General features: G+C 66.2%; 22 protein-coding genes. 7 read left to right on the top strand and 15 right to left on the bottom strand.

Annotation, left to right across the window (positions count from 1 at the left end):
- Positions 1–32: 32 nt before the first annotated feature.
- From MYCSP_RS07545 to MYCSP_RS07535, 3 genes are read right to left on the bottom strand one after another with little or no spacing between them, the layout of a single operon-like run.
- Positions 33–872, bottom strand: coding sequence for a transglutaminase family protein (locus tag MYCSP_RS07545; protein ID WP_083014104.1), 840 nt, complete (start codon positions 870–872; stop codon positions 33–35).
- Positions 872–1,849 (bottom strand): alpha-E domain-containing protein, encoded by a 978-nt coding sequence (locus tag MYCSP_RS07540; RefSeq protein ID WP_070911161.1) that lies wholly within the window; start codon positions 1,847–1,849, stop codon positions 872–874. Before MYCSP_RS07540 ends, MYCSP_RS07545 begins: the two co-directional genes overlap by 1 nt.
- Positions 1,849–3,513: a circularly permuted type 2 ATP-grasp protein gene (locus tag MYCSP_RS07535; protein ID WP_070911478.1), complete on the bottom strand. Its 1,665-nt coding sequence runs from the start codon at positions 3,511–3,513 to the stop codon at positions 1,849–1,851. Before MYCSP_RS07535 ends, MYCSP_RS07540 begins: the two co-directional genes overlap by 1 nt.
- A gap of 245 nt (positions 3,514–3,758) precedes the next feature.
- On the opposite strand from MYCSP_RS07535, the gene rpsT reads away from it, so the two are divergent.
- Positions 3,759–4,019, top strand: a complete 261-nt coding sequence (gene rpsT / locus MYCSP_RS07530; protein WP_088413504.1) for a 30S ribosomal protein S20 — start codon at positions 3,759–3,761, stop codon at positions 4,017–4,019.
- An 80-nt stretch (positions 4,020–4,099) separates the two neighbouring features.
- On the opposite strand, the gene holA is transcribed toward rpsT, so the two are convergent.
- Positions 4,100–5,050, bottom strand: coding sequence for a DNA polymerase III subunit delta (holA, locus tag MYCSP_RS07525; protein ID WP_070911163.1), 951 nt, complete (start codon positions 5,048–5,050; stop codon positions 4,100–4,102).
- A 152-nt stretch (positions 5,051–5,202) separates the two neighbouring features.
- On the opposite strand from holA, the gene MYCSP_RS07520 reads away from it, so the two are divergent.
- The 5 genes from MYCSP_RS07520 (at position 5,203) to MYCSP_RS07500 (ending at position 10,422) form a co-directional block, all read left to right on the top strand.
- On the top strand, positions 5,203–7,053 hold the full coding sequence (locus tag MYCSP_RS07520) for a hypothetical protein (RefSeq protein WP_083014106.1): 1,851 nt from the start codon (positions 5,203–5,205) through the stop codon (positions 7,051–7,053).
- On the top strand, positions 7,050–7,208 hold the full coding sequence (locus tag MYCSP_RS23290) for a hypothetical protein (RefSeq protein ID WP_070911165.1): 159 nt from the start codon (positions 7,050–7,052) through the stop codon (positions 7,206–7,208). Before MYCSP_RS07520 ends, MYCSP_RS23290 begins: the two co-directional genes overlap by 4 nt.
- Positions 7,209–7,225: 17 nt before the next feature.
- Positions 7,226–7,594, top strand: coding sequence for an alpha-crystallin domain-containing protein (locus MYCSP_RS07510; protein WP_083014174.1), 369 nt, complete (start codon positions 7,226–7,228; stop codon positions 7,592–7,594).
- Positions 7,591–8,916 carry a hypothetical protein gene (locus MYCSP_RS07505; protein WP_088413503.1) on the top strand — a complete coding sequence of 442 codons (1,326 nt, stop codon included), beginning with the start codon at positions 7,591–7,593 and terminating at the stop codon, positions 8,914–8,916. The genes MYCSP_RS07510 and MYCSP_RS07505 overlap by 4 nt, the downstream gene beginning before the upstream one ends.
- Positions 8,917–9,006: 90 nt before the next feature.
- Positions 9,007–10,422: an FAD-dependent oxidoreductase gene (locus tag MYCSP_RS07500; protein ID WP_088413502.1), complete on the top strand. Its 1,416-nt coding sequence runs from the start codon at positions 9,007–9,009 to the stop codon at positions 10,420–10,422.
- A gap of 12 nt (positions 10,423–10,434) precedes the next feature.
- Here the strand turns inward: MYCSP_RS07500 and MYCSP_RS07495 are convergent, their stop codons facing one another.
- The 10 genes from MYCSP_RS07495 to MYCSP_RS07450 form a co-directional block, all read right to left on the bottom strand.
- Positions 10,435–11,955 (bottom strand): ComEC/Rec2 family competence protein, encoded by a 1,521-nt coding sequence (locus tag MYCSP_RS07495; protein ID WP_083014110.1) that lies wholly within the window; start codon positions 11,953–11,955, stop codon positions 10,435–10,437.
- Positions 11,952–12,749: a ComEA family DNA-binding protein gene (locus MYCSP_RS07490; protein WP_083014113.1), complete on the bottom strand. Its 798-nt coding sequence runs from the start codon at positions 12,747–12,749 to the stop codon at positions 11,952–11,954. Before MYCSP_RS07490 ends, MYCSP_RS07495 begins: the two co-directional genes overlap by 4 nt.
- Positions 12,750–12,834: 85 nt before the next feature.
- Complete coding sequence (locus MYCSP_RS07485) at positions 12,835–13,671, bottom strand: DegV family protein (protein WP_083014115.1); 837 nt, start codon at positions 13,669–13,671, stop codon at positions 12,835–12,837.
- A 3-nt stretch (positions 13,672–13,674) separates the two neighbouring features.
- A complete protein-coding gene (gene octT, locus MYCSP_RS07480; protein WP_083014117.1) occupies positions 13,675–14,424 on the bottom strand; it encodes a diglucosylglycerate octanoyltransferase in 750 nt (249 codons plus the stop codon).
- Positions 14,411–15,076, bottom strand: a complete 666-nt coding sequence (gene gpgP, locus MYCSP_RS07475) for a glucosyl-3-phosphoglycerate phosphatase (RefSeq protein ID WP_070911171.1) — start codon at positions 15,074–15,076, stop codon at positions 14,411–14,413. The genes octT and gpgP overlap by 14 nt, the downstream gene beginning before the upstream one ends.
- On the bottom strand, positions 15,073–15,486 hold the full coding sequence (rsfS, locus tag MYCSP_RS07470) for a ribosome silencing factor (RefSeq protein WP_083014119.1): 414 nt from the start codon (positions 15,484–15,486) through the stop codon (positions 15,073–15,075). The genes gpgP and rsfS overlap by 4 nt, the downstream gene beginning before the upstream one ends.
- Positions 15,483–16,106 (bottom strand): nicotinate-nucleotide adenylyltransferase, encoded by a 624-nt coding sequence (gene nadD, locus MYCSP_RS07465; RefSeq protein WP_083014121.1) that lies wholly within the window; start codon positions 16,104–16,106, stop codon positions 15,483–15,485. Before nadD ends, rsfS begins: the two co-directional genes overlap by 4 nt.
- A gap of 32 nt (positions 16,107–16,138) precedes the next feature.
- On the bottom strand, positions 16,139–17,563 hold the full coding sequence (locus tag MYCSP_RS07460) for a vWA domain-containing protein (protein WP_070911174.1): 1,425 nt from the start codon (positions 17,561–17,563) through the stop codon (positions 16,139–16,141).
- Positions 17,563–18,477 (bottom strand): AAA family ATPase, encoded by a 915-nt coding sequence (locus MYCSP_RS07455; protein WP_083014123.1) that lies wholly within the window; start codon positions 18,475–18,477, stop codon positions 17,563–17,565. The genes MYCSP_RS07460 and MYCSP_RS07455 overlap by 1 nt, the downstream gene beginning before the upstream one ends.
- 13 nt (positions 18,478–18,490) lie before the next feature.
- The gene (locus MYCSP_RS07450; protein WP_083014125.1) at positions 18,491–19,834 is read right to left on the bottom strand and encodes a glutamate-5-semialdehyde dehydrogenase; all 1,344 of its coding nucleotides are present in this window, start codon (positions 19,832–19,834) and stop codon (positions 18,491–18,493) included.
- A gap of 56 nt (positions 19,835–19,890) precedes the next feature.
- Here MYCSP_RS07450 and MYCSP_RS07445 point away from each other — a divergent pair, with 56 nt between their 5' ends.
- A complete protein-coding gene (locus MYCSP_RS07445) occupies positions 19,891–20,757 on the top strand; it encodes a ribokinase (RefSeq protein WP_083335960.1) in 867 nt (288 codons plus the stop codon).
- 2 nt (positions 20,758–20,759) lie between these two features.
- Here MYCSP_RS07445 and MYCSP_RS07440 read toward each other — a convergent pair whose 3' ends face one another.
- The gene (locus MYCSP_RS07440) at positions 20,760–21,302 is read right to left on the bottom strand and encodes a hypothetical protein (RefSeq protein WP_070911178.1); all 543 of its coding nucleotides are present in this window, start codon (positions 21,300–21,302) and stop codon (positions 20,760–20,762) included.
- Positions 21,303–21,304 lie beyond the last annotated feature (2 nt).

Raw genomic sequence — 21,304 nt, 5'->3', positions numbered from 1 at the left:
CACCTGTGCAATAACCGCCTTTTCTGGGTCGTTTAGGCGAGTCGTGTTACTTCGACCACAACGTCCAGATCGGTCGAGCCACCCCCTGAATAGATGCCTTTGAGAGGACTGACGTCCGAGTAGTCTCGCCCGACACCGACCGTGACGTACTGCTCGTTGATCTCGCTGTCGTTGGTGGGGTCGTAATCCCACCAACCGCCGGCCCACGCCTGGATCCAGGCGTGGCTCTGCCCGTCCACCGTCTCGCCCACCACCGCGTCACGCTTGGGGTGCAGATAGCCCGACACGTAGCGGGCCGGAATGCCCATGCTGCGCAGTAGCACCAGCGTCAGGTGCGCGTAGTCCTGGCACACTCCCTTGCTCTCGCGCAGCGCGTCCAGCGCCGACGAGTGCACCCCGGTGGTCCCCGGCACGTAGTCGAGTTCCGAGTGGACCCATTTGGACGCAGCGACAATCGCCTCGGCGGGGCTGGCGTCCTTGCCGATCCTCTTGCCGACCGCCTGCACCTTCTTGCTCTGCGGGACGTACGCGGTGGGCGACAGATACTCGTCGAACCGGTCAATCACCCCGGTCGTGTGCACCTCAGCCCAGTCCACGCCGTCCTCGGGCTTTTCGGCCACGTCGGTCTCCACCACCGACAGGCCCGTCACCTCCAGCTCGGTATGCGGGGCATGCAGGTCGAAGGTCGTGACCGCGGTGCCCCAGTAGTCGACGTACCGATACGAACGGGTGGCCGGGACCGTCTCCACGCGGTTGAGGATGACGTTCTGCCGACCGTCGCTGCGCGGTGTCAGTCGTGCCTCGTTGTAGGAGGCCGTCACCGGCGTCTTGTACGCGTACCCGGTGGCGTGCACGATGCGCATGCGCCACATCAGATCTCACCCTCCTCGATCGGATCCAGATCGTGCCGGCCCCCGGCATCGGTCCACGCCACCCACGGCGCGGCATGGAAGTACTGCAATGCCACCGCCTCGCCCAGTTCCCGGCAGGTCTGCTGCAGCCCGGCCAGCCGGGTGGGCAGATCCTCCAGCAGCACACCGGGTCTCATGAACTCCAGCTCGCTGCGGGCACGGCCCAGGAGTCGCTGCGCCTCGGCGCGCGCACCAACTCGGCTGTGCGGCCGGTGATCCAACTCGTCCAGGCTCAGCTCGGCCTGCCGCAGGGAATGAAAGACCGACCGGGGGAACAACCGATCCAGCAGCATGAACTCGACAACCCGATTGGCGTCCAGTACGCCACGGTAGGTGCGCAGGTAGGTGTCATGTGCGCCAGCGCTACGCAGCAGCGTCACCCATGCCGGCGAGGAGGCGCGGTCACCCACACGCGACAGCAGCAGCCGCACCGTCATGTCCACTCGCTCGATGGACCTGCCCAGCACCAGGAAGCGGTAGCCGTCGTCGCGGCTCAGGGTGGAATCGGCCAGTCCCGCGAACTGGGCGGCACGCCCCTCCACGTAGGTGAAGAACTCGTGCGGGCCGAGCCTGCGCGCGGCGCGCTCGCGGTCCGCCAGCGCGTTGAACGTCGTGTTCAGGCACTCCCACATCTCGGTGGACGTCACTTCGCGTGCACCACGGGCATTTTCACGCGCCGCCGAGATGGAGTCGACGATCGATCCCCCCTGCACTCCCCTGCTGAACGCGACAAGCTCGGTGAGCGACCACACGTCAAGCACGGTGTCCGGCGCGTCGATGCCCAGCACCCGCAACAACACGCGGGAGGCATGATCGGGATCCACGCTGGCGTCCTCGAGCAGCTGATGCACCGTCACGTCGAGGATGCGTGCGGTGTCGTCGGCGCGCTCGACGTAACGACCAATCCAGTACAGCGACTCCGCGTTTCGGGCCAACATCAGCGCATCACCTGCTGTTGCTGTTGTTGCTGCTGCACATGGTGCTGCTGCAATCCCGCGGTGGCCGCCTCGGGACCCTGCTCCACCTCCGCCGCCTGGGGCAGCTCGGATACCAGCTCGGCACCGGCGAGCTCGCGTTCGGCCACCGACGCCCGCGATGCCAGCACCCAGGTGTCCTTGGAGCCACCACCCTGGCTGGAGTTCACCACCAGAGAGCCTTCGGGCAACGCGACCCGGGTCAGCCCGCCGGGCAGCACCCACACGTCGTCGCCGTCATTGACCGCGAAGGGGCGCAGATCCACGTGCCGGGGCACCAACTGGTCCCCGATCTTCGTGGGCACCGTCGACAGCTGCACCACCGGCTGAGCCACCCAGCCGCGCGGATCGGCCTTGATCTTCTTGGCGATGGCGGCGCGTTCCTTCTCCGAGGCGTCGGGCCCGAAGACGATCCCGTATCCCCCGGAGCCTTCGACCGGCTTGATGACGAGGTGTTCGAGGCGATCCAGCACTTCCTCGCGTTCCTCATCGAGCCAACATCGGAACGTATCCACGTTCGCCACAATGGGTTTCTCACCGAGGTAGTACTCGATGATGGTCGGCACGTAGGTGTAGACGAGCTTGTCGTCGCCCACCCCGTTGCCCACCGCGCTGGAGATGACGACGTTTCCGGCGCGTGCGGCATTGAGCAGCCCGGCGACCCCGAGGACCGAGTCAGGACGGAACTGCATGGGGTCCAGGTAGGTGTCGTCGATGCGGCGGTAGATCACGTCGACCTGACGCTCGCCCTCGGTGGTGCGCATGTAGACCTGGTTGTCCCGGCAGAACAGGTCGCGCCCCTCGACCAATTCGACACCCATCTGACGGGCCAGCAGCGAGTGCTCGAAGTACGCCGAGTTGGCGACTCCCGGTGTGAGAACCACCACTGTGGGATCGGCCTCGTTCGTGGCCGCCGACATCCGTAGCGCCCGCAGCAGGTGCGAGGAGTAATCGTCCACCGCACGCACCCGGTGGGTGGCGAAAAGGTCCGGGAAGACCCGTGCCATGGTGCGACGGTTCTCCATGACGTAGGACACCCCGGACGGCGAGCGCAGATTGTCCTCCAGGACCCGGAATGTGCCCTGGGCGTCGCGCACCAGATCGATGCCCGCGACATGGATCCGCACACCGTTGGGTGGATTGATCCCGGCGGCCTCACGATGGAAGTGCTCGCACGATGTGACCAACCGGCGCGGGATCACCTCGTCGCGCAGGATTTCTTGATCGCCGTAGATGTCGGCCAGGTACAGCTCCAGTGCCCGCACCCGCTGCGCGATGCCCCGCTCCAGCCGCGACCACTCCGCGGCGGCGATGACACGCGGCACCAGGTCCAGCGGAAACGGCCGTTCCTGACCCGACAGCGAGAACGTGATGCCCTGATCGATGAACGCCCTGCCCAGCGCGTCCGCGCGCGCGGCCAGATCGGCGGCATCGGTGGGCGCCAGCTCGGCATAGATCCCCTTGTAGGGCCCGCGCACGTTCCCGTCCGAGTCGAACATTTCGTCGAAGGCCTTGGAGTAGGCCCCCTTCTCAGACACCAGCTCGCGGTATCCGCCGAATATCTGATCGTCACGCCGGGTTAGCCGGGACGTTGCCGCCGAGCGTGTCGGCCGCCCCGAGTTCGGCATCACTGTTCGCAGGCTCACGTTGCCCATGCTGCACCAACTCGCCGGATTCGGCAGTGCATGCGCGCGTATCGCCGATACTTGCTGGCTACCTGAACGCAATCTCGTGTTGTGCGCTCACCCACCGGTTTCAGGTTTTGGACGTTCCCCTGGTAGTCTCTTCCCTTGCGGCGCTGCTCAGCTGCCCCGGATCCAATGATCTGGAGGCCTGCCGCCCAACCAGACGATTTACCGAAGGATTTAAACGCGTGGCCAATATCAAGTCGCAGGAAAAGCGCATCCGCACCAACGAGCGTGCCCGGTTGCGCAACCAGGCGACCAAGTCGTCCCTGCGCACGGCCATCCGCGGACTGCGCGAGGCCATCGCCGAGGGCGACAAGGACAAGGCGGGCGAGCTGCTCGTTTCGGCCAGCCGCAAGCTGGACAAGGCCGTCACCAAGGGTGTCATCCACAAGAACCAGGCCGCCAACAAGAAGTCGGCGCTGGCCCTGGCTCTGAACAAGCTCTGATCTTTCTTTCGATCAACGCCGAGTGTGAGCGCTACCGCGCCCGCTCGGCGTTTTTCGTGTCGTGAGACGGTCCCGCCGGGTCAGGTGCTCACCAGTTCGGCCACCTTACGCACGGCCGATTCCAGGGCGTAGTCGGCATCGGCCGCCGCCCCCTTCACATCGGCGTTGAGCGCGGCCACCACGCGCATTGCCTCGGCCACCGCGTCCCGCGTCCATCGGCGGGCCTGTTTCTGGGCCTTCTCGATGCGCCATGGCGGCATCCCGAGTTCGGACGCGGCCGCGTAGGCGTTCTGTTTGATGGGTCCCACCCGCGCGATGGTGTGCACGGCCTCGGCCAGCGCGTCGGCCAACAGCACATGCGGGACACCGCGTTGCATCGCCCAGCGCAGCGCCTCCGTGGAGCCGGCGATGTCCCCCACCACTGCCTTGTCGGCGATGTCGAATCCGGAGACCTCCGCGCGACCGGAGTGGTAGCGGCGCACCGCGGCCTCATCGACATTGCCGTCGGTATCCGATACCAGTTGCGAACACGCGGCCGCCAACTCACGGATATCGGAGCCGACGGCGTCGATCACGATGGCGACCACGTCGGCGTCCACCTTCTGCCCCAGCCGGCGAAATTCCTTGTGCACGAAGTCGGCTCGTTCAGCAGCCTTGGTGATGCGGGCGCAGTCGTGCACCGCGGCACCCATCTTCTGCAAGGCGCCCGCCAACGCCTTGGCGCGGCCGCCTCCCGAATGTTGCACGAGCAGAAAGGTTCCCGGTGGCAGATCGGAGGCCGCCTGCTCGATGAGCGTGACCGCGTCCTTGCCCGCCTCGGCGGCCGCCTCGACGACGATCACTCTTTCATCGGCGAACAGCGAGGGGCTCAGCAGCTCGGCCAATTCCGCGACGTCGACCTGGCCCGCGCGCAGCCGGTTGACGGGGATGTCGCCGCTCGCCTTGCCGCGGACAGCATGCAGCACCGAAGTCACCGCGCGTTCGACCAATAGTTCTTCGTCTCCCAGGATCAGGTGCAGCGCTTCGGTCACCCGATGATCGTCCCATGCCCCGGGGACGGTCGGATCCCGATATCGATTGAGTGGTCGATTAGTACGTACTCCTGTTTGAGCCGACGAATTCTGGAAACATTGCCCGCCAGCATGACCGGTTGCTCCCTACTCACCGACAGGATGGCGAGCCCATGACAACACAATCCGTGCACATCCTCGCCGCCGACGAGGGCGGCGGTGCGGCCCTCGACCAGGTGATCGGCATGTCGGTGGCCGCCACGATCGTCTCGGTCGGCCTGCTGTGGATCGGCTATCTGCATCGTCAGCGACGCATCACCTGGCTGCAGAATCTCGCGGACCGGGTGGGCAACAAGTTCAACCGGCCACCCTGGGTTGCCCTGCAGATCTGCCTGTTCGTCACGACGATCGTCGCCGCGCTGTTCGGTTTCATCTGGGATGTCAGCCTGCACATCGGCAAGGGCCGCGACGCCGGTCCGCTAGCCAATCCCGCGCACTACTTCATTCTGTTGGGCCTGTTCCTGCTGTTCATCGCGGGCACCCTGGCGATCGTTCTGCCCTACGACAAGCCCGGCGCGGCGGCGGTGCGCATCACCCGCAGCTGGTACGCGCCGGTCGGCGGCCTGCTGATGGCCATGTGCGGCCTGTACGCCTTGATCGGCTTCCCGCTGGATGACATTTGGCACCGCATCTTTGGCCAGGACGTCACACTCTGGGGCCCCACCCACCTGATGCTGATCGGGGGCGCCGGACTGTCGTTGGTCTCCGTGTTGATCCTCGAGTACGAGGGCAGACGGGCCATCGGTTTCAGCTCCGACGACGACACGAAGTTCGTGAAGTTCCTGCGCTACTTGTCCTTTGGCGGGATGTTCATCGGGCTGTCGGTATTCCAGATCGAATACGACTTCGGTGTCGAACAGTTCAGGCTGGTGCAACAGCCCATGATGATCGCCGCGGCTGCCGCCTTCGCCGCGGTGTGCGCGCGCATCGTGATGGGCCGCGGCGCCGCGATCATCGGCGCCCTACTGGCCATCGTGCTGCGCGGGGCCGTCGCCTTGCTCGCCGGGCCGATTCTCGGTGGACCGACGAGTTGGTTCGCGCTGTATCTCGGGCCTGCCCTGGTCGTGGAACTCATCGCACTGACTCCGCTGATCAAGCGCCCCATACTGTTCGGCGCCGTCGCGGGGCTGGGCGTGGGCACCGCGGGACTGTGGCTGGAGTCGCTCTGGATCGGTGCGGTCTACCGCTACCCGTGGCCGACGAGCATGTGGCCCGAGGCGCTGGCGATGTCGGTACCGGTCGCCATCGCCATGGGTGTCTGCGGCGCCCTGTTGGGCCTGGTGCTGACCGGCCAGAAGCTACCCAAACCCGCCGCGAGCATCACCGCGGTCGTCTTGACGGTGCTGATCCTCGGGGCCGCGGTGGCCAACGGGCTGCGCACCGACGTACCCGAACACGCCACCGCGACAATCACATTGAACGACCTGTCCAGCGATGGCGGCAAGCGCATGGTGTCGGCGGACGTGGTGATCAACCCGAGCGACCTCATCAGCGACGATCCCGAATGGGTGACCATCCTGTCCTGGCAGGGCGGCCTGGCCAACGACCACGGCCTGGCGATCGACAAGCTGCAGAAGATCGGGCAGGGCCACTACCGGTCGACCCAGCCGATCCCGGTGTACGGCTCGTGGAAGACGCTGCTGCGCGTGCAGGACGGCTCCACGATGGCCGGCGTACCGATCTTCCTGCCCGCCGATCCGGGCATCGGCGCCGAGGAGACGCCCGCGTTGGCATCCAGCACACGGCCATTCACCCAAGAGCTGACGATCCTGCAACGCGAGCGGAATCAGAACCACCCGTCCTGGCTGTTCAACGTGGCGTCCCTGGTGGTGTTGTTCTGCACCCTGGTGCTGATCGCCGTACTGAGCTGGGGCGCCGGGCGCATCAACGGCACCGAAACGCGCAGCGACAGCAACGCATTGCCGACACCGGGACCCAAGGAACCGGTGCCACACGGCCCATGACCGTCGAGTACCTGGCAGATCACTCGCTGCTGTTGGCATTGCCCGCGTTCGCACCCGCGGTAGTCGTGGCGGGCGTGGTCATCTGGGTGGCGATGCGGGACCGCCGCCAAGCCGACGAGGACGACCCGGCCAACGACGAAGAACACCGCGACTAGGAGGAACGAAAAAGATGATCATCAAAGCTCTGTCGGCGATCACCGCCGCCGTCGTGCTCTGCAGCGGCTGCGGCACGTCGAGAGAGACACCCGCCACCGGATCCAGCACGCCGCCTGCGGGATTGACCGTAGACGTCGCCATCAAGAGCGGAGTCGTCACACCGACCAACGCCACGTTGCAAGCGCGTGTCTCAGAGCCCATCGTGATTCGCGTGGACAGCGATGCCGCCGACGAGTTGCACGTTCACTCCACTCCCGATCACAGTTTCGAGATCGAGCCGAAAGGCGGGCAGACGTTTCAGTTCACCGTCAATCTGCCCGGGAAGGTCGACGTAGAACTCCACAAGCTGAAGAAGACGGTCGCCACGATCACCGTGCAGCCGTGACCAACGATCGGACGACCATCGTTCTTGCCCATGGGCTGGGCGGTTCGGCCGATCTTCCGATCCCCTACACCTACGCACTGATCGGTGCGGCGTGGGCGCTCACATTCACTTTTGCCGTGGTGGCACTGGCGTGGAAGAAGCCGCGGTTCGACGCGGCCCGGCCAGGACGTCCACTGCCGTCCTGGATCACGGCGGCTGTCGACGCGCCGGCCACACGGTGGATCGTCACCGGCATGGTGCTGCTGGCGACCGTATGGATCGGCACGGCGGCGTTGTTCGGCCCGCAGGACAGCAGGAACCCACTGCCGGGCGTCTTCTACGTACTGTTCTGGGTCGGGCTGGTGGCGGTGTCGCTGCTGTTCGGGCCGGCATGGCGACTGCTGTCACCGGTGCCTGCCGTGTACCGGCTACTGCCCTTGTCACGGCGACCACCTCCCACCGAATACCCACGGCGGTGGGGATATTGGCCCGCCGCCGCCGGTCTGTTCATGTTCGTCTGGCTGGAGCTGGCCAGTGCTGATCCGGGATCGCTCGCAGCGGTCAAGATCTGGCTGGTGGTCTACCTGGCGGTGACACTCGCGGGCGCGCTGGCCTGTGGCACCCGCTGGTGCGCGCATGCCGATCCCTTTGACGTGTACAGCATGGTGGCCTCACGCCTGGCTCCCCTGCGGCGCAATGCCGACGGCCGCATCGCGATCGGTAACCCGTTCGATCACCTTCCGTCGCTGCCGATTCGGCCGGGCATCGTGGCCGTACTCGCGGTGCTGTTGGGTTCTACTGCCTTCGACAGTTTTTCGGCGATGCCCGCCTGGCGCGGATTCGTCGACGAACTGGCCGGTGGCTCGACGGCGGCCGCGGTCGCGATCCGGACCGCGGGGCTGGCTGTCTTCATCGCCACCGTCGCGACAACCTTCTGCCTGGCCGCCCGTGCGACCGGTGGCGTAGACCGCACCACCCGGCGCGATCTGCCGGGCCTCTTGGCGCATTCGCTGATCCCGATCGTGATCGGTTATGTATTCGCCCACTATCTGACGTACCTCGTGGAGCGCGGACAGCAGACCGTGCTCCGACTCGCCGACCCCCTGGGGCGCGGATGGCTGTCCGATGTCGACGTCTCCTATCTCTTGTCGATGCACCCGTCCGTGCTGTCGACACTCAAGGTGGGATTCGTGTTGGCCGGGCATATCGCGGGCGTCGTCGCCGCACATGATCGGGCACTGAAGGTGCTCCCCACACGACACCAAGTGACCGGGCAGTTGGCGATGATGCTCGTCATGGTCGGGTACACCTTCACCGGGCTCTACCTGCTCTTCGGTGGCTGATCGCGTCCCAAAGGCAATCTAAATCTAAGGTAATTCTAAGAAATTAAGAGATAGATAAGAGTAGGGTGCATCGGGACGAAAGGAACAGCGATGACACCTGACAAGCGGGAACACAGAGATCATGCGGTTGTCCTCGGCGCCGGGATGGCGGGACTGCTCGCCGCCCGGGTGCTGTCCGAGACATACCGATCGGTCACTGTGGTCGAGCGCGATGAGCTCAAGGCCGGCTCGTCCCCACGCAGCGGCGTGCCGCAGGGACAGCACATTCACATGTTGATGAGCTCCGGCACCCAGGGGCTGGAACGCTTGTTCCCCGGAATCCTCGACGAGATGCAAGCAGACGGCGCCACGGTCTGCGATGAGGGTGATCTGTCTCGCGTCAGGATGCTGATCGGACCACACGAGATGTTCAATCGATCGGAGAAGTTCGACGACCCGGAGACGTTCAGGCTCTACCTGGCAACCCGCCCCTTCTTGGAATCACAAGTACGGCAACGCGTTCAGCGCATAGCCAATGTGAAGTTCCTGGATGGCCACGACGTCATCGAGCCCATGACCGCGGAACATCGCGTCACCGGCGTTCGCGTGGCGCGGCGATCCACCGGCCTGGTGACGACGCTCATCTCCGACCTTGTGGTGGACGCCACCGGAAGAACCCCGCGCACGCAGACCTTCCTGGGTCGCCTCGGCTTTGCCCGTCCGACTGAGACCCGCATGACATCTCCGGTGACCTACGCGAGTCAACTCCTCCACATTTCCGACGACACCCCCATGGACAAACTCACCTTTCTCAACGCCGCGCCCGGACACCCGTATGGCGGAGCAATCGCCCGCTGCGAAAACGGCACCGTCATGTTGACCCTGGGCAAATTCAATCTGGACGAGCCTCCCACCACGTTCGCCGAAATGATCGCCTTTGCAGAACAATTCGTACCCGGCGAGCTCGTGGAGACCCTACGGTCGGCGGTTCCGATCGGCGATGTGCACACCTTCTGGTACCGCGACGCGGTGTGGCGGCGCTATGACCAGATGGAGCAATTCCCCGAAGGGCTACTGGTGATCGGCGACGCCATCTGCAGCCTGGACCCCATCAGGGGCCAGGGCATGACGATGGCGCTGCTGGAGGCCGTCACCTTGCGGGACTGCCTCTTCGAGGGTGACACCGGACTCGCCCGCCGCTACTTTCACGCCGTCGGCCGGCGCATCGACACGGTGTGGCAGCAGAACAGGATGGCGGCGCCGCTCTACACGACAGCGCCCGCCGACACGCCGTTCACACAGCGCATCCTGCGGAAGTCGATGGCGTGGTGGTCCGCGAAGATCCTGATTGCGGCGCGCAACGATATTCGAATCACCGAAACGATCCTGCGCGTGAGCAACCTGCACGACTCACCGTCCCAGATGCGGCGACCCACTTTCGTGCTGCGGGTACTGCGTCACTGCTGGCGGCGCCACGACGCACCCGTGCAGCTCGCCCGTCGCGAACCCGCCCTGTCCGGGACGTAGTGCAGGGTTGCGTCAACTCACCAGTTGCGCCGAGATCACCAGGGCAAGCACGCACAGCACCCCGGAGCACGCCAGCTGGCGAAACCATCCACGGCGCCACAACCACACCGAAACCCCAAGCGCCACAGCCACGACAACGAACCCGCTCACACCCGAGGGCACCGGAATCGCTGTCGAACCGCCTGCGGACGCGTAGTCGGCGACCCGCAGCAGCCACCACAGCTCCGGGCCGCAGAATCGCACGAGCAGACCCGCAGCCGGTGGCGAGACGACGGTAAGCGCCGCCGCCGCGGTTCCGAGCACCGTGATGGGCGCGATGACCACACCCGCCATCAGGTTCGCGGCAATGGAAGCCACACCGATGCTTCCCGAGATGGCGGCGATCAGCGGCGCGGTAACCACCTGTGCGGCAACGGCAATGCACAATGCATCGGCCAGAGGTTTGGGCCAGCCGCGGGCTGTCAAGCGCGCCGACCAGTGCGGGGCCAACACCACCAGCGCCGCCGTCGCGACCACGGACAACGCGAAACCGACATCGACGGCAAGACCCGGCGACACCGTCAGCAGCACCAAAACTGTTGCCGCCAGGGAAGGTATGGCTTGGCGGCGCCGCGCCGTCAGCACGCCGAGCAGACCGATCACGCCCATCACCGCGGCTCTCAGCACGCTCGGCGAGGGCCTCACCAGCACCACGAAACCGACAAGAACCAGCCCGGCCAACACCACCGAGACGCGCAGTCCTACCAGCCGGCCCAGCAGCAGAATCGCCCCGCACACGATGGAGACGTTGGCCCCCGAGACCGCCATCAAGTGCGTGAGCCCCGACGTCCGAAACATCGCAACGGTGCCGGTATCGAGCGCGCTGGTATCCCCGAGCACCAACGCAGGCAGCAACGCGGCATGATCGGCAGGTAGCGCACCGCGCGCCACCTCCACGAATCGATCTCGAATGCCGTTGGCTGCGCTAAGGATCGGCGAATGATCGATGACCCGCGGCTCTCCGACCACGGCTAGCGTGGCGACGGTCAGGTCACGCCGCGCGGGGCGGGCGACGGTCACGCGCACCTGCAGCGTGTCACCGACTGCGGCCACAGCCAGTAGTGAGGATGTCCCGAACACCAGCACCGTGCCGGCGGTCGCTTGCGCCGGCTCCCCCACCGCGAGAAGCTGGGCGCGCATCATCGCGCGGCCACCGGTGATGACCTTCGGGTCGTCGGTCACTCGCACCTGTACCGCGACAACCTGCCCGACACGAGTGCGCACAGGATGACTCTGCACGCCGTCGTACCGGATGGCCGCGGCCACCGAAAAGCCGACGCCGGCGATGAGAACGGCGAGCACTCCGGCGACGATGGCGTTGTTGTTCATGCGATGGCGCGAGAGCCACACCGCGAGCGCACCGGCCCCCAGCACGATTGCACTGAAATAGCCTACTGGCCAGAGGATTCCTGCCGCGGTCACGCCCCACGCGGCAAGGGCCGGTGGCACCAGCCGTAGATCCGGCCCAGGTTCATCGGCCTGCACCGACTTCACAGCACGACGAGGGCGCGCAGCTTGTCCAGCCGCGAGGGACCGATCCCGTCTACCTCCGAGAGCTGATCGACGCTGGTGAACTTCCCGTGTTCGGATCGCCACCGGACGATCGACGCCGCCATGACCGGCCCCACGCCGGGTAGCTCATCGAGCTCGGATTCTGTTGCCGTATTGATGTTTACCCGTCCTGAGGGTGACGTCGACGTGGCACCCACGCTCCCGGTCGGCACCTGGCCGGCGGCGACGATCGAACTCGCCATCCCCACAGGCTGCCCGGATACCGGAGCCAGACCGACCACGATCTGATCGCCGTCGGCCACGGGGCGTGCCATGTTCAAGGTGACGACATCGGCGCCGTCGACTACTCCCCCGGCCGCCGTCACCGCGTCGGCGACCCGCGCACCGCTCGACAAGGTCACCAGGCCGGGCCGCTTGACCAAGCCGACCACACTGATGACCATCGAACTCGGCGCAGACACCGACGTCGATGACACCGGTTGCACCGGAGGAAGGTTCGCACTGACGGGCGCAGGCGGCTGACGCATCACGGTGAAGACGGTGACCAGCACCGCCAATACACCGATCGCACCCAGCGCGACCATGCCGGCGCGGCCGGGGTCGGTCCTGATGGACTCCAGCCAGCTCCGCGTGCCGCCGGTCGTCAGCGCATCGGGGAGCCAACGCAGTGCCGGTTCGGACTGCGTCCCCGCAGCGGTCCCCGTGACGTCGTCGTCATCGTCATCAGGCTCACGCCCGGACAGTGCCAGACGTCGGTGCAGCAGCTCGGACTCCATGACTTGACGCTAGGAAGCGACGGACCATCCGACAAGCGGCGGACCGACATCTGTGGATCAAGGCGGGATTGTGGACAGTTCCTGGTCAGTCCACAGGTTCGGCGCAGACCCCGACGGCGCCGGGACCCACGTGTACCGCCAGCACCGGCCCCATCTCCGAGATCACCGGATCGTGAGCGGTGACCAGCCGCGAGCACACCAGCTCGTTGACCTTTTCGGCGGTTTCGCTGTTGTCGACATGGTGAATCGTCACCGACACCCGGCGCTCGCCCACGAAGTCGACAATGTTGTCGACCATCGCCCCGATGGCCTTGGTGGCGGTGCGCACTCGCTGCGCAAGCACCAACTTGCCGTCGCCATCGATCTGCAGCACGGGCTTAAGGGCAAGCGCGGTGCCGAGCCAGGACGAAGTGGCACTGATGCGTCCGCTGCGCCGCAGGTGGTCCAGCTTGTGCACCACCATGACACACCGACTGCGCCCCACCGCATCCCGCGCGGCCTGATACGCCGCGGTCAGGTCGGCGCCCGCCGCCGCCGCCCGTGCCGCCGCCAGGGCGACGAAACCGCTGCCCATCGCCGCCGACCGGGAGTCGACGACGTGCACCTGCTCGCCGCACTCGCGGGCCGCCTGCTCGGCGGCCTCGAATGTGCTCGAGAGCCTGCCGGACAGGTGGACCGCGACCACGCCGTCGCCACCGCTGTCGGCGAGTGCCCGCCGGTACACCTCGGTGAGTTCGGCCGGCGAGGCACCGGCCGTGGTCGCCCGCCCCTTCTCGTAAACCGAGGCGGGAATCGGATCCACTCCGTCGCGCAGGTCCTGATCACCGGTCAGCACGTGCAACGGCACCAGCCGGATGCCCAGCATCGCGGCATCTTGCGGTTGCAGGCGCGCCCCCGAATCCGTCACCACCACAACCGGCATGGGTCACCTGTCCCTGAGTTCGGGCAGCGCGGACTGCAGTGCGTCAATCATCAATTCGGCAACGCGCTCGTGCGCGACAAAGTTCCAGTGGATCCCGTCGGGATTGCCCCGGCCCGCGAAAATCTCCTCGCCGACCCCTTCCTTGAGGTCCACCACGGGCAGTTTGTGCTCGGACGCCCAGGCGGCGATGGCCGCTGCGGTGGCATCCCGGCCGGAGTGCACGCGGCCGTACGATTCGGCGATGTGCACTGACGGCAACGACGCGATCATCGGCAATCCAGGGCGATTGAAATCGAGTGCACCACGGGTCTTTTCGAGATACTCGACGGTGAGCTTGGGCGGCAGCGCGTTGCGGGCTATCGGCGAGAGCCGGGGCTGCAACCATCCGTAACCGTCGCGGACCCAGCTGCGCAGTTTGGCCGGCCGGATGAGCCGAATCGATTCACGCAGGGCCGTCGGTAGCGGTGACGGCAGCGAGTCCATGCCACAGGTCGCGAAGATCACCGCTCCCGCAGTGGGCACCGCGGCCCAGGCACGCGGATCCTGAATCGCGGCCCACCACACATCCCGGCACGTCCAGCCGATACGCGCGATCAGCTCCAGATCCCAATCGAGTTTCTTGGCAACGATATTGGGCCAAATCCGGGGATCGCTGGCGGCGAGGCCGCCGGTAGGCCCGTAGTAGGACAGGGAGTCGGCGAAGACCAATAGCGTCTTGCGTTCGGTGCCGTCTGCACTGTCAGAGGACGTCATTGGTCACCTGCGCCGAGGCGTTCCACACATCCAGGCGCCAGCGAATGTCCTCGAAGCCCGCCCCGTCGGCCGAGTGACCACCCAGCTGAACCCAGCTCGCATTGCCCATTCCACCGAGCACCGGCCAGTTGCTCACGTCCAACCGCAGCAGTGCGGCGGTGAGCGCGGCGATCAGGCCTCCGTGCGCGACCAGCACCACCGGATGGTCGCGCTCATCGGTTCCCCAATCCTTCACCGCTTCAACGAGTTCGGCAACAAGGGGCACACTGCGGTTGGCCACGTCGATGCGGCTCTCGCCCCCGTGTGGCGCCAGGGTCGCATCGTCACGCCACGCGGCCCGGGCGCCGGGGGCAATGGCGTCGACCTCGTGATGCGTCAAACCCTGCCAATCACCCAGATGCGTTTCCCGTAGCCGTTCGTCGACGGATACCTCCACGTGACAGCGGTCGGCCAGTGCCGTCGCGGTGTCGTACGCACGCTGCAGATCCGAGGACACGATGGCCAGCGGTAACCGTTTGGCCAGCACCTCGGCGGCGGCCACAGCCTGCGCCCGGCCCAGATCCGACAATCCGGTGTCGAGCTGCCCCTGCATGCGGCTGTCGGCGTTGAAGGTCGTCTGCCCATGCCGCAGCAGCACCAACCGGCGGATCATGCGTCTTCCTCCGTATCGGCCGGGGCATCGGTGGCGTACTCGGCCGGCAAGGCGTCCAGATCCACCGGGATGGTCGGGCAGTCACGCCAAAGCCGTTCCAGTGCATAGTAGTTCCGTTCGTCCTCATGCTGGACGTGCACCACCACGTCGACATAGTCCAGCAGCGTCCACCGACCCTCACGGCCGCCCTCACGACGCACCGGCTTGTGGCCGCCCCGCCGCAACACCTCCTCGACCTGGTCGACGATCGCGTTCACCTGACGTTCGTTGGATGCGGACGCGATGACGAAGCAGTCGGTGATGACCAGTTGCTCGGATACGTCGATGACGACAACGTCGGCGGCGAGCTTGGACGCGGCGGCCTGTGCGGCCAGCGTCGCCAGCTCGACGGCTTCTGTGGCGGCGGTCATGCGGCATCCCCTCGGTTCTCGTAAAGACGGTGTTTGGCGACGTACTGCACGACGCCGTCGGGCACCAGGTACCAGATTGGTCGCTCCTGCCCCGCTCGAATCCGGCAGTCGGTCGACGAGATGGCGAGCGCGGGCACCTCGACGAGCGACAGGCCGTCGGGCGGCAGCTCGGCATGGGCGATGTGATCGGAACTCAGTTCGTATCCGGGCCGGCTGACCCCTATGAACTTGGCCAAGGTGAACAGCTGCTCCCAGTTCTCCCACGACAGGATGGATGCCAGCGCGTCCGCGCCGGTGATGAAGTACAGGTCCGCGTCGGGATGTGCGTCGCGTAGATCGGTGAGGGTGTCGACGGTGTAGGTGGCACCACCACGGTCGATATCGGCCCGGCTGACGGTGAACCGCGGATTCGATGCGGTGGCGATGACGGTCATCAAGTACCGGTGCTCGGCGGGGCTCACCTTGCGCCCCTGCTTTTGCCACGGCTGACCGGTCGGCACAAAGATGACCTGGTCGAGCTCGAAGCGGTCCGCGACCTCACTGGCGGCCACGAGGTGACCGTTGTGGATCGGGTCGAATGTCCCGCCCATAACCCCAAGTCGCCGTCGGTCAGATTGCACGAATTGCCAGCTTACTGGAGTGATGGACCGCGCTAGACGGGCAGCAGGTTGTCGATCACCGCGGCCAACTGCTTGGCCGATCGGCATTCGTGCATGGTGATGGCGTCTTCGTAGCGTTTTGCCGCCGAATCACCGGTTCCCCAGTGGTTCTTGGGCTCGGGGTTGAGCCAATGCGCATGACGACTCGAAGAGACCATCGAGGACAGCACCTCGACGGCGGGATTGCGATAGTTGGTACGCCCGTCACCCAGGATGAGCAGCGCGCTGCGCGGGGACAACGCTGTCGGAAACTTCTCGACGAACGTCTTGAAGGCGTGCCCGTAATCGCTGTGCCCATCGCCGGTGAAGACCTGCGCCTCCCGAGTGATCCGCACAATGGCTTCGGCCAGGTCGGTGTTCGGAGTGAACAGGTGGGTCACCTCGTCGGTGGTGTCGATGAAGGCGAAGACGCGAACCCGCGAGAACTGCTGACGCAACGCGTCCACCAGCAGCAGGGTGAAATGCGAGAACCCCGCGACAGATCCAGACACATCGCAGAGCACCACCAGCTCGGGGCGGGCCGGGCGAGGCTTGCGCTGCACGACGTCGATCGGCACGCCGCCGGTCGACATGGACTTACGCAGGGTGCGCCGCAAGTCGATCTGACCGGTGTGCGCACGCCGGCGCCGGGCCGCCAGCCGGCTGGCCAGCATTCGCGCCAGGGGCTGCACCACCCGGCGCATGTTGCGCAGTTGCTCCCCCGAGGCTCGCAGGAACTCGACGTTCTCGGCCAGTTGCGGCACCCCGTAGGCGGTCACGCGCTCACGCCCCAACTGCTCGGCGGTGCGGCGCTTGGTCTCCGCCTCGACAAGGCTGCGCACTTTTGAAATTCGTTGCTTGGCGATCGCCTTTGCCACGGCTTGATCCGTGGGCGAGGCATCGTCCCCGCCGCCCAGCAGACCCGCGAGCAGCTTGGCCTCGATCTGGTCCAGGGACAGCGATTTCATCGCCTGGTACGCCGAATACGAGGTTCCCCGGGTGGAGTTGTACTTTCCGTAGGCCTCCACGATCTGGGCGATCAACGAGTTCAGCGGCAGATCGCCGGCATCGGAGGCCAGCAGGTCTGCCAGCTCATCACGCACCTGCTCGATGTCGTCTATGTCGAGCGGCCCCTCCCCTGAATCGCTGTCCACCTCGACGAAGCGCGCGCCGAGCGCGGGCGGGAACCACAGGTCGAAGAGCACGTCGAAGGTCGGCCGATGATCGGCGCGGCGCAACACCGCGCAGGCCAGCCCCTCTCGGAGTTCGGTGCGATTCTGCAACCCCAGCACCGTCATCACCCGGCCCGCGTCCACCGTCTCCGACGGGCCCACCGAGATGCCTTGCTCGCGTAGCGCTTCCACGAAGCCCACCAGATGACCCGGCAGCCCGTGCGGTGCCAGGGGCAGCACCGCCTTGGGGGGCTTACGCGCGGGCATTAGTTCAGCCTCAGCTCTCCCGCGGCCCGCTGCTGATCGGAGTGGTGTTTGAGAATCACTCCGAGCGTCGACGCGATGACGGCGTCGTCGAGGGTGTCCAGTCCGAGGGCCAAGATGGTGCGCCCCCAGTCGATGGTCTCGGCCACCGAGGGCACCTTCTTCAGCTGCATGTTGCGCAGCACGCCGATGATGCGCACCAACTCTTCGGCCAGCGACGCCGGCAGCTCGGGGACCCGCTTGAGCAGGATGCGCCGCTCCAGCTCGGCGTCCGGGAAGTCGATGTGCAGGAACAGGCAGCGACGCTTGAGCGCCTCCGACAGCTCGCGGGTGGCGTTGGACGTCAGCAGGACGAAGGGCTTGCGGCTGGCGGCGATGGTGCCCAACTCGGGGATGGTGACCGCGAAGTCACTGAGTACCTCCAGGAGCAGGCCCTCGATTTCGATGTCCGCCTTGTCGGTCTCGTCGACCAGCAGCACCGTCGGGTCCTCGCGACGGATCGCCGTCAGCAGCGGCCGGGACAGCAGGAACTCCTCGGCGAAGACGTCGGTCTTGGTCTCATCCCAGTCTGCGTCCTTGTCGGAACCGGCCTGGATGCGCAGGATCTGCTTGGCGTGGTTCCACTCGTACAGGGCCCGCGCCTCGTCGACGCCCTCGTAGCACTGCAGGCGCACCAGACCCGAGCCGGTGGTTTGCGCCACCGCCCTGGCCAATTCGGTTTTGCCCACACCCGCGGGGCCCTCCACCAGAAGCGGCTTGCCCAGTCTGTCGGCCAGGAATACCGCTGTCGCCGTGGCGGTGTCGGCCAGGTATCCGGTTTCGGCCAACCGTGTGGTGACGTCGTCGATGCTCGTGAACAGCGGCGCGGTCTGGGTTCGGGACTGCGATGAGCCACTCGGGCGAAGAGGGTCAGACACGGTACTCCAGGTGTTAGGCGGGACGGATCTGACCGTCGCCGAGGACGATCCACTTGGTGGTGGTCAGTTCGGGCAGCCCCATGGGGCCACGGGCGTGCAGTTTCTGGGTGGAGATGCCGATCTCGGCACCGAATCCGAACTGCTCGCCGTCGGTGAACGCGGTGGAGGCGTTGACCATCACCGCGGCACTGTCTACCCGGTCGGTGAACTCCTGGGCCGCGCCGAGATTCGCGGTGACGATGGCGTCGGTGTGCCCGCTGGAGTGTCGATCGATATGACCGATGGCGGCATCGAGATCGTCCACGACGGCTGCCGCGATATCCAGGGACAGATACTCGGTGTCGAAGTCCTCCTGCGTCACCGGAATGACCGCCGACAGACCCGCATCCGATGCTCTCCGCGCCAGCTGCTCATCGCCGTGCACCGTGACCCCGGCGGCCTGCAGCGCACCGACAAGACGCGGCACCGCCGCCTCCGCAATGGCCTGGTCGATCAACAGGGTTTCGGCGGCATTGCACACGCTGGGCCGACGGGTCTTGGAGTTCAACAGGATTCGCTCGGCAAGATCGAGGTCCGCGTCGGCATGCACATACACGTGGCAGTTGCCGACTCCGGTTTCTATCGTGGGTACCTGCGCGTCGCGCACCACGGCATCGATGAGTCCCGCCCCGCCGCGAGGGATCACCACGTCGACCAAGCCGCGCGCCTGGATCAGATGCGTCACCGTCACCCGGTCCCTGCTGTCGAGCAGCTGGACGGTGTCGGCAGGCAGGCCACTGGCGACCAGCGACGCACGCAGCACCCGCACGAGTTCGGCGTTGGAGGTTGCGGCCGACGAACTGCCGCGCAGCAGCACCGCGTTGCCCGACTTGAGGGTCAACCCGAACGCGTCGACCGTGACGTTGGGCCGTCCCTCGTACACCATGCCGACAACCCCGAGCGGCACCCTGATCTGGCGCAATCGCAGTCCGTTGGGCCGAGTGGAGCCGCGCAGCACCTCGCCGACCGGGTCCGGCAGACTCGCGACCTGGCGTAGGCCGTCGGCAATGCCGGCGACCCTGCGCGCATCGAGGGCCAGCCGATCGAGCATGGCCTCACCGATACCGGCACCACGGGCTCGCTGCAGGTCATCGGCATTGGCGGCGATGATCGAATCGGTGGCCGCGACGACGGCGTCGGCCGCAGCATGGAGCGCGGCGTTCTTGGCGTCAGCGGTCAGCCGGGCCAGGTCACGGGCCGCGACACGCGCCCGACGAGCGGCATCATGAACACCTGCGCGCAGGTCCTCAGCGGCGTCGGACGAGCTGGCCGGGGGGCGGCCAGAACCGTGAGCCAACTCGTTGGTTGAAACGCTCATCGTGTCAGGGTATCCGGGTGCCCGAAATGTAGCTGCGCCAGGACTAGCCTAGGCGGGTGACCGAGTTAGCCACGGTATGTGTCCTCGGCAGCGTCAACATGGATCTGACGTTGCGGGTAGAGGAGCTGCCCGCCCCCGGCGCGACAGTCCTGGCGACGTCGGCCCTGCCCGCTCCCGGCGGCAAAGGGGCGAATCAGGCTGTCGCCGCGGCACGTGCGGGCGCCTCGGTACAGTTCATCGGCGCGGTGGGTTCCGACGGGGCTGCACCCATGCTGCGATCTCACTTGGCGGACAACAATATTGGTCTCGACGGGCTCGTCGAGGTCGATGGGCCCAGTGGAATGGCCACCATCACCGTGGAGGATTCCGGCGAGAACTGCATCGTGGTGGCACCGGGAGCCAACAGCGCCTTCACCCTGGACGAGAAGGTGCACAAGGACATCATCTGCTCGCACGATGTCCTACTGTGCCAGCTGGAAATCCCGATTCAGGTCGCGCTGACCGCGGCCCGTTGGGCCGCAGAAGCCGGAAAACAGTTCGTGCTCAACGCTTCCCCGGTACCCGTACGTTCACCTGACCTGGCAGAGCTGGCCTTTCGCGCGAGCGTGGTGGTGGTCAACGAGACCGAAGCCCGATCCTGGCTGTACCCGTCGCGGCACCTGGTCACCACGCTGGGCGAGGAAGGATCGCGTTACCGCAGCCCCCAGGGTGAGATCACGGTGCCGTCGTATCCGGTGCGACCGCTCGACACCACCGGAGCCGGTGACGTCTTCGCCGGCGTGCTGGCGGCATGGTGGCCGCAGGGAGCTCAAACAGCCCTGCGACGGGCGAATGTGGCCGGCGCGCTCGCCACCCTACGATCAGGGGCCGGAAACTGCGCCCCGTCAGCAGCCAGGATCGAGCTGTCGCTCAAGGGGGCCTGAACCTAGCGGACGGTCAGTACCGGGTTGCAGTAACGCCAAGCGTCGCGCTCGTAGGTCAGATACCAGTCCGCCGTGGTGGTCTTGGGCGAGTCGTTGCCCCACACCGACGACGTCGTCACCGTCACCGTCGCATTCTTGGCCTCGATGACGTTGATCTTGTCGATATTGGTCACCGTCAGATGCGCGTTCTCGCGCACCACCTGGACCGATGCTGCCCGAAATGCCGCGGCATCCTTGCGCTTGGCCGCGTCGAGCAATTGGTCGAGGGTTCCCTGCGAGAGCTTGGGGAACTTGGCGTACAAGTCCGAGGGCTTGACGAAGTCGTCCCACGTCGGGATCCGGGACTCGTTTTGTGCCTGCTCGCGGTCGCGGTACTTATCGCAGGTCAGGTCGCCGATCTTGTTGGTGTCGACATCGTTGTACGCCTTTTCCCAGGCCCGCACGTGCTCTGTCACCGCGTCCCGGTTTGGCGCGGCATGCACCGCGGGCACCCCGAGGGTTGCCAGCGCGGCCAGCGCTGCGGTGATGACGAGCGTTCGCTTCACGG

This window comes from Mycobacteroides saopaulense (genome assembly GCF_001456355.1).
Classification (GTDB): Bacteria; Actinomycetota; Actinomycetes; order Mycobacteriales; family Mycobacteriaceae; genus Mycobacterium; species Mycobacterium saopaulense.
This window is presented reverse-complemented; position numbering and strand designations above follow the sequence as displayed.

What these genes read in the sequence shown, in the direction of transcription:
- MYCSP_RS07545 (WP_083014104.1), bottom strand. Translation starts at nt 872, where the DNA reads ATGTGGCGCATGCGCATCGTGCACGCCACCGGGTACGCGTACAAGACG.
- MYCSP_RS07540 (WP_070911161.1), bottom strand. Translation starts at nt 1,849, where the DNA reads ATGTTGGCCCGAAACGCGGAGTCGCTGTACTGGATTGGTCGTTACGTC.
- MYCSP_RS07535 (WP_070911478.1), bottom strand. Translation starts at nt 3,513, where the DNA reads ATGCCGAACTCGGGGCGGCCGACACGCTCGGCGGCAACGTCCCGGCTA.
- MYCSP_RS07520 (WP_083014106.1), top strand. Translation starts at nt 5,203, where the DNA reads ATGACAACACAATCCGTGCACATCCTCGCCGCCGACGAGGGCGGCGGT.
- MYCSP_RS23290 (WP_070911165.1), top strand. Translation starts at nt 7,050, where the DNA reads ATGACCGTCGAGTACCTGGCAGATCACTCGCTGCTGTTGGCATTGCCC.
- MYCSP_RS07500 (WP_088413502.1), top strand. Translation starts at nt 9,007, where the DNA reads ATGACACCTGACAAGCGGGAACACAGAGATCATGCGGTTGTCCTCGGC.
- MYCSP_RS07490 (WP_083014113.1), bottom strand. Translation starts at nt 12,749, where the DNA reads ATGGAGTCCGAGCTGCTGCACCGACGTCTGGCACTGTCCGGGCGTGAG.
- MYCSP_RS07485 (WP_083014115.1), bottom strand. Translation starts at nt 13,671, where the DNA reads ATGCCGGTTGTGGTGGTGACGGATTCGGGGGCGCGCCTGCAACCGCAA.
- octT (WP_083014117.1), bottom strand. Translation starts at nt 14,424, where the DNA reads ATGACGTCCTCTGACAGTGCAGACGGCACCGAACGCAAGACGCTATTG.
- gpgP (WP_070911171.1), bottom strand. Translation starts at nt 15,076, where the DNA reads ATGATCCGCCGGTTGGTGCTGCTGCGGCATGGGCAGACGACCTTCAAC.
- rsfS (WP_083014119.1), bottom strand. Translation starts at nt 15,486, where the DNA reads ATGACCGCCGCCACAGAAGCCGTCGAGCTGGCGACGCTGGCCGCACAG.
- MYCSP_RS07460 (WP_070911174.1), bottom strand. Translation starts at nt 17,563, where the DNA reads ATGCCCGCGCGTAAGCCCCCCAAGGCGGTGCTGCCCCTGGCACCGCAC.
- MYCSP_RS07450 (WP_083014125.1), bottom strand. Translation starts at nt 19,834, where the DNA reads ATGAGCGTTTCAACCAACGAGTTGGCTCACGGTTCTGGCCGCCCCCCG.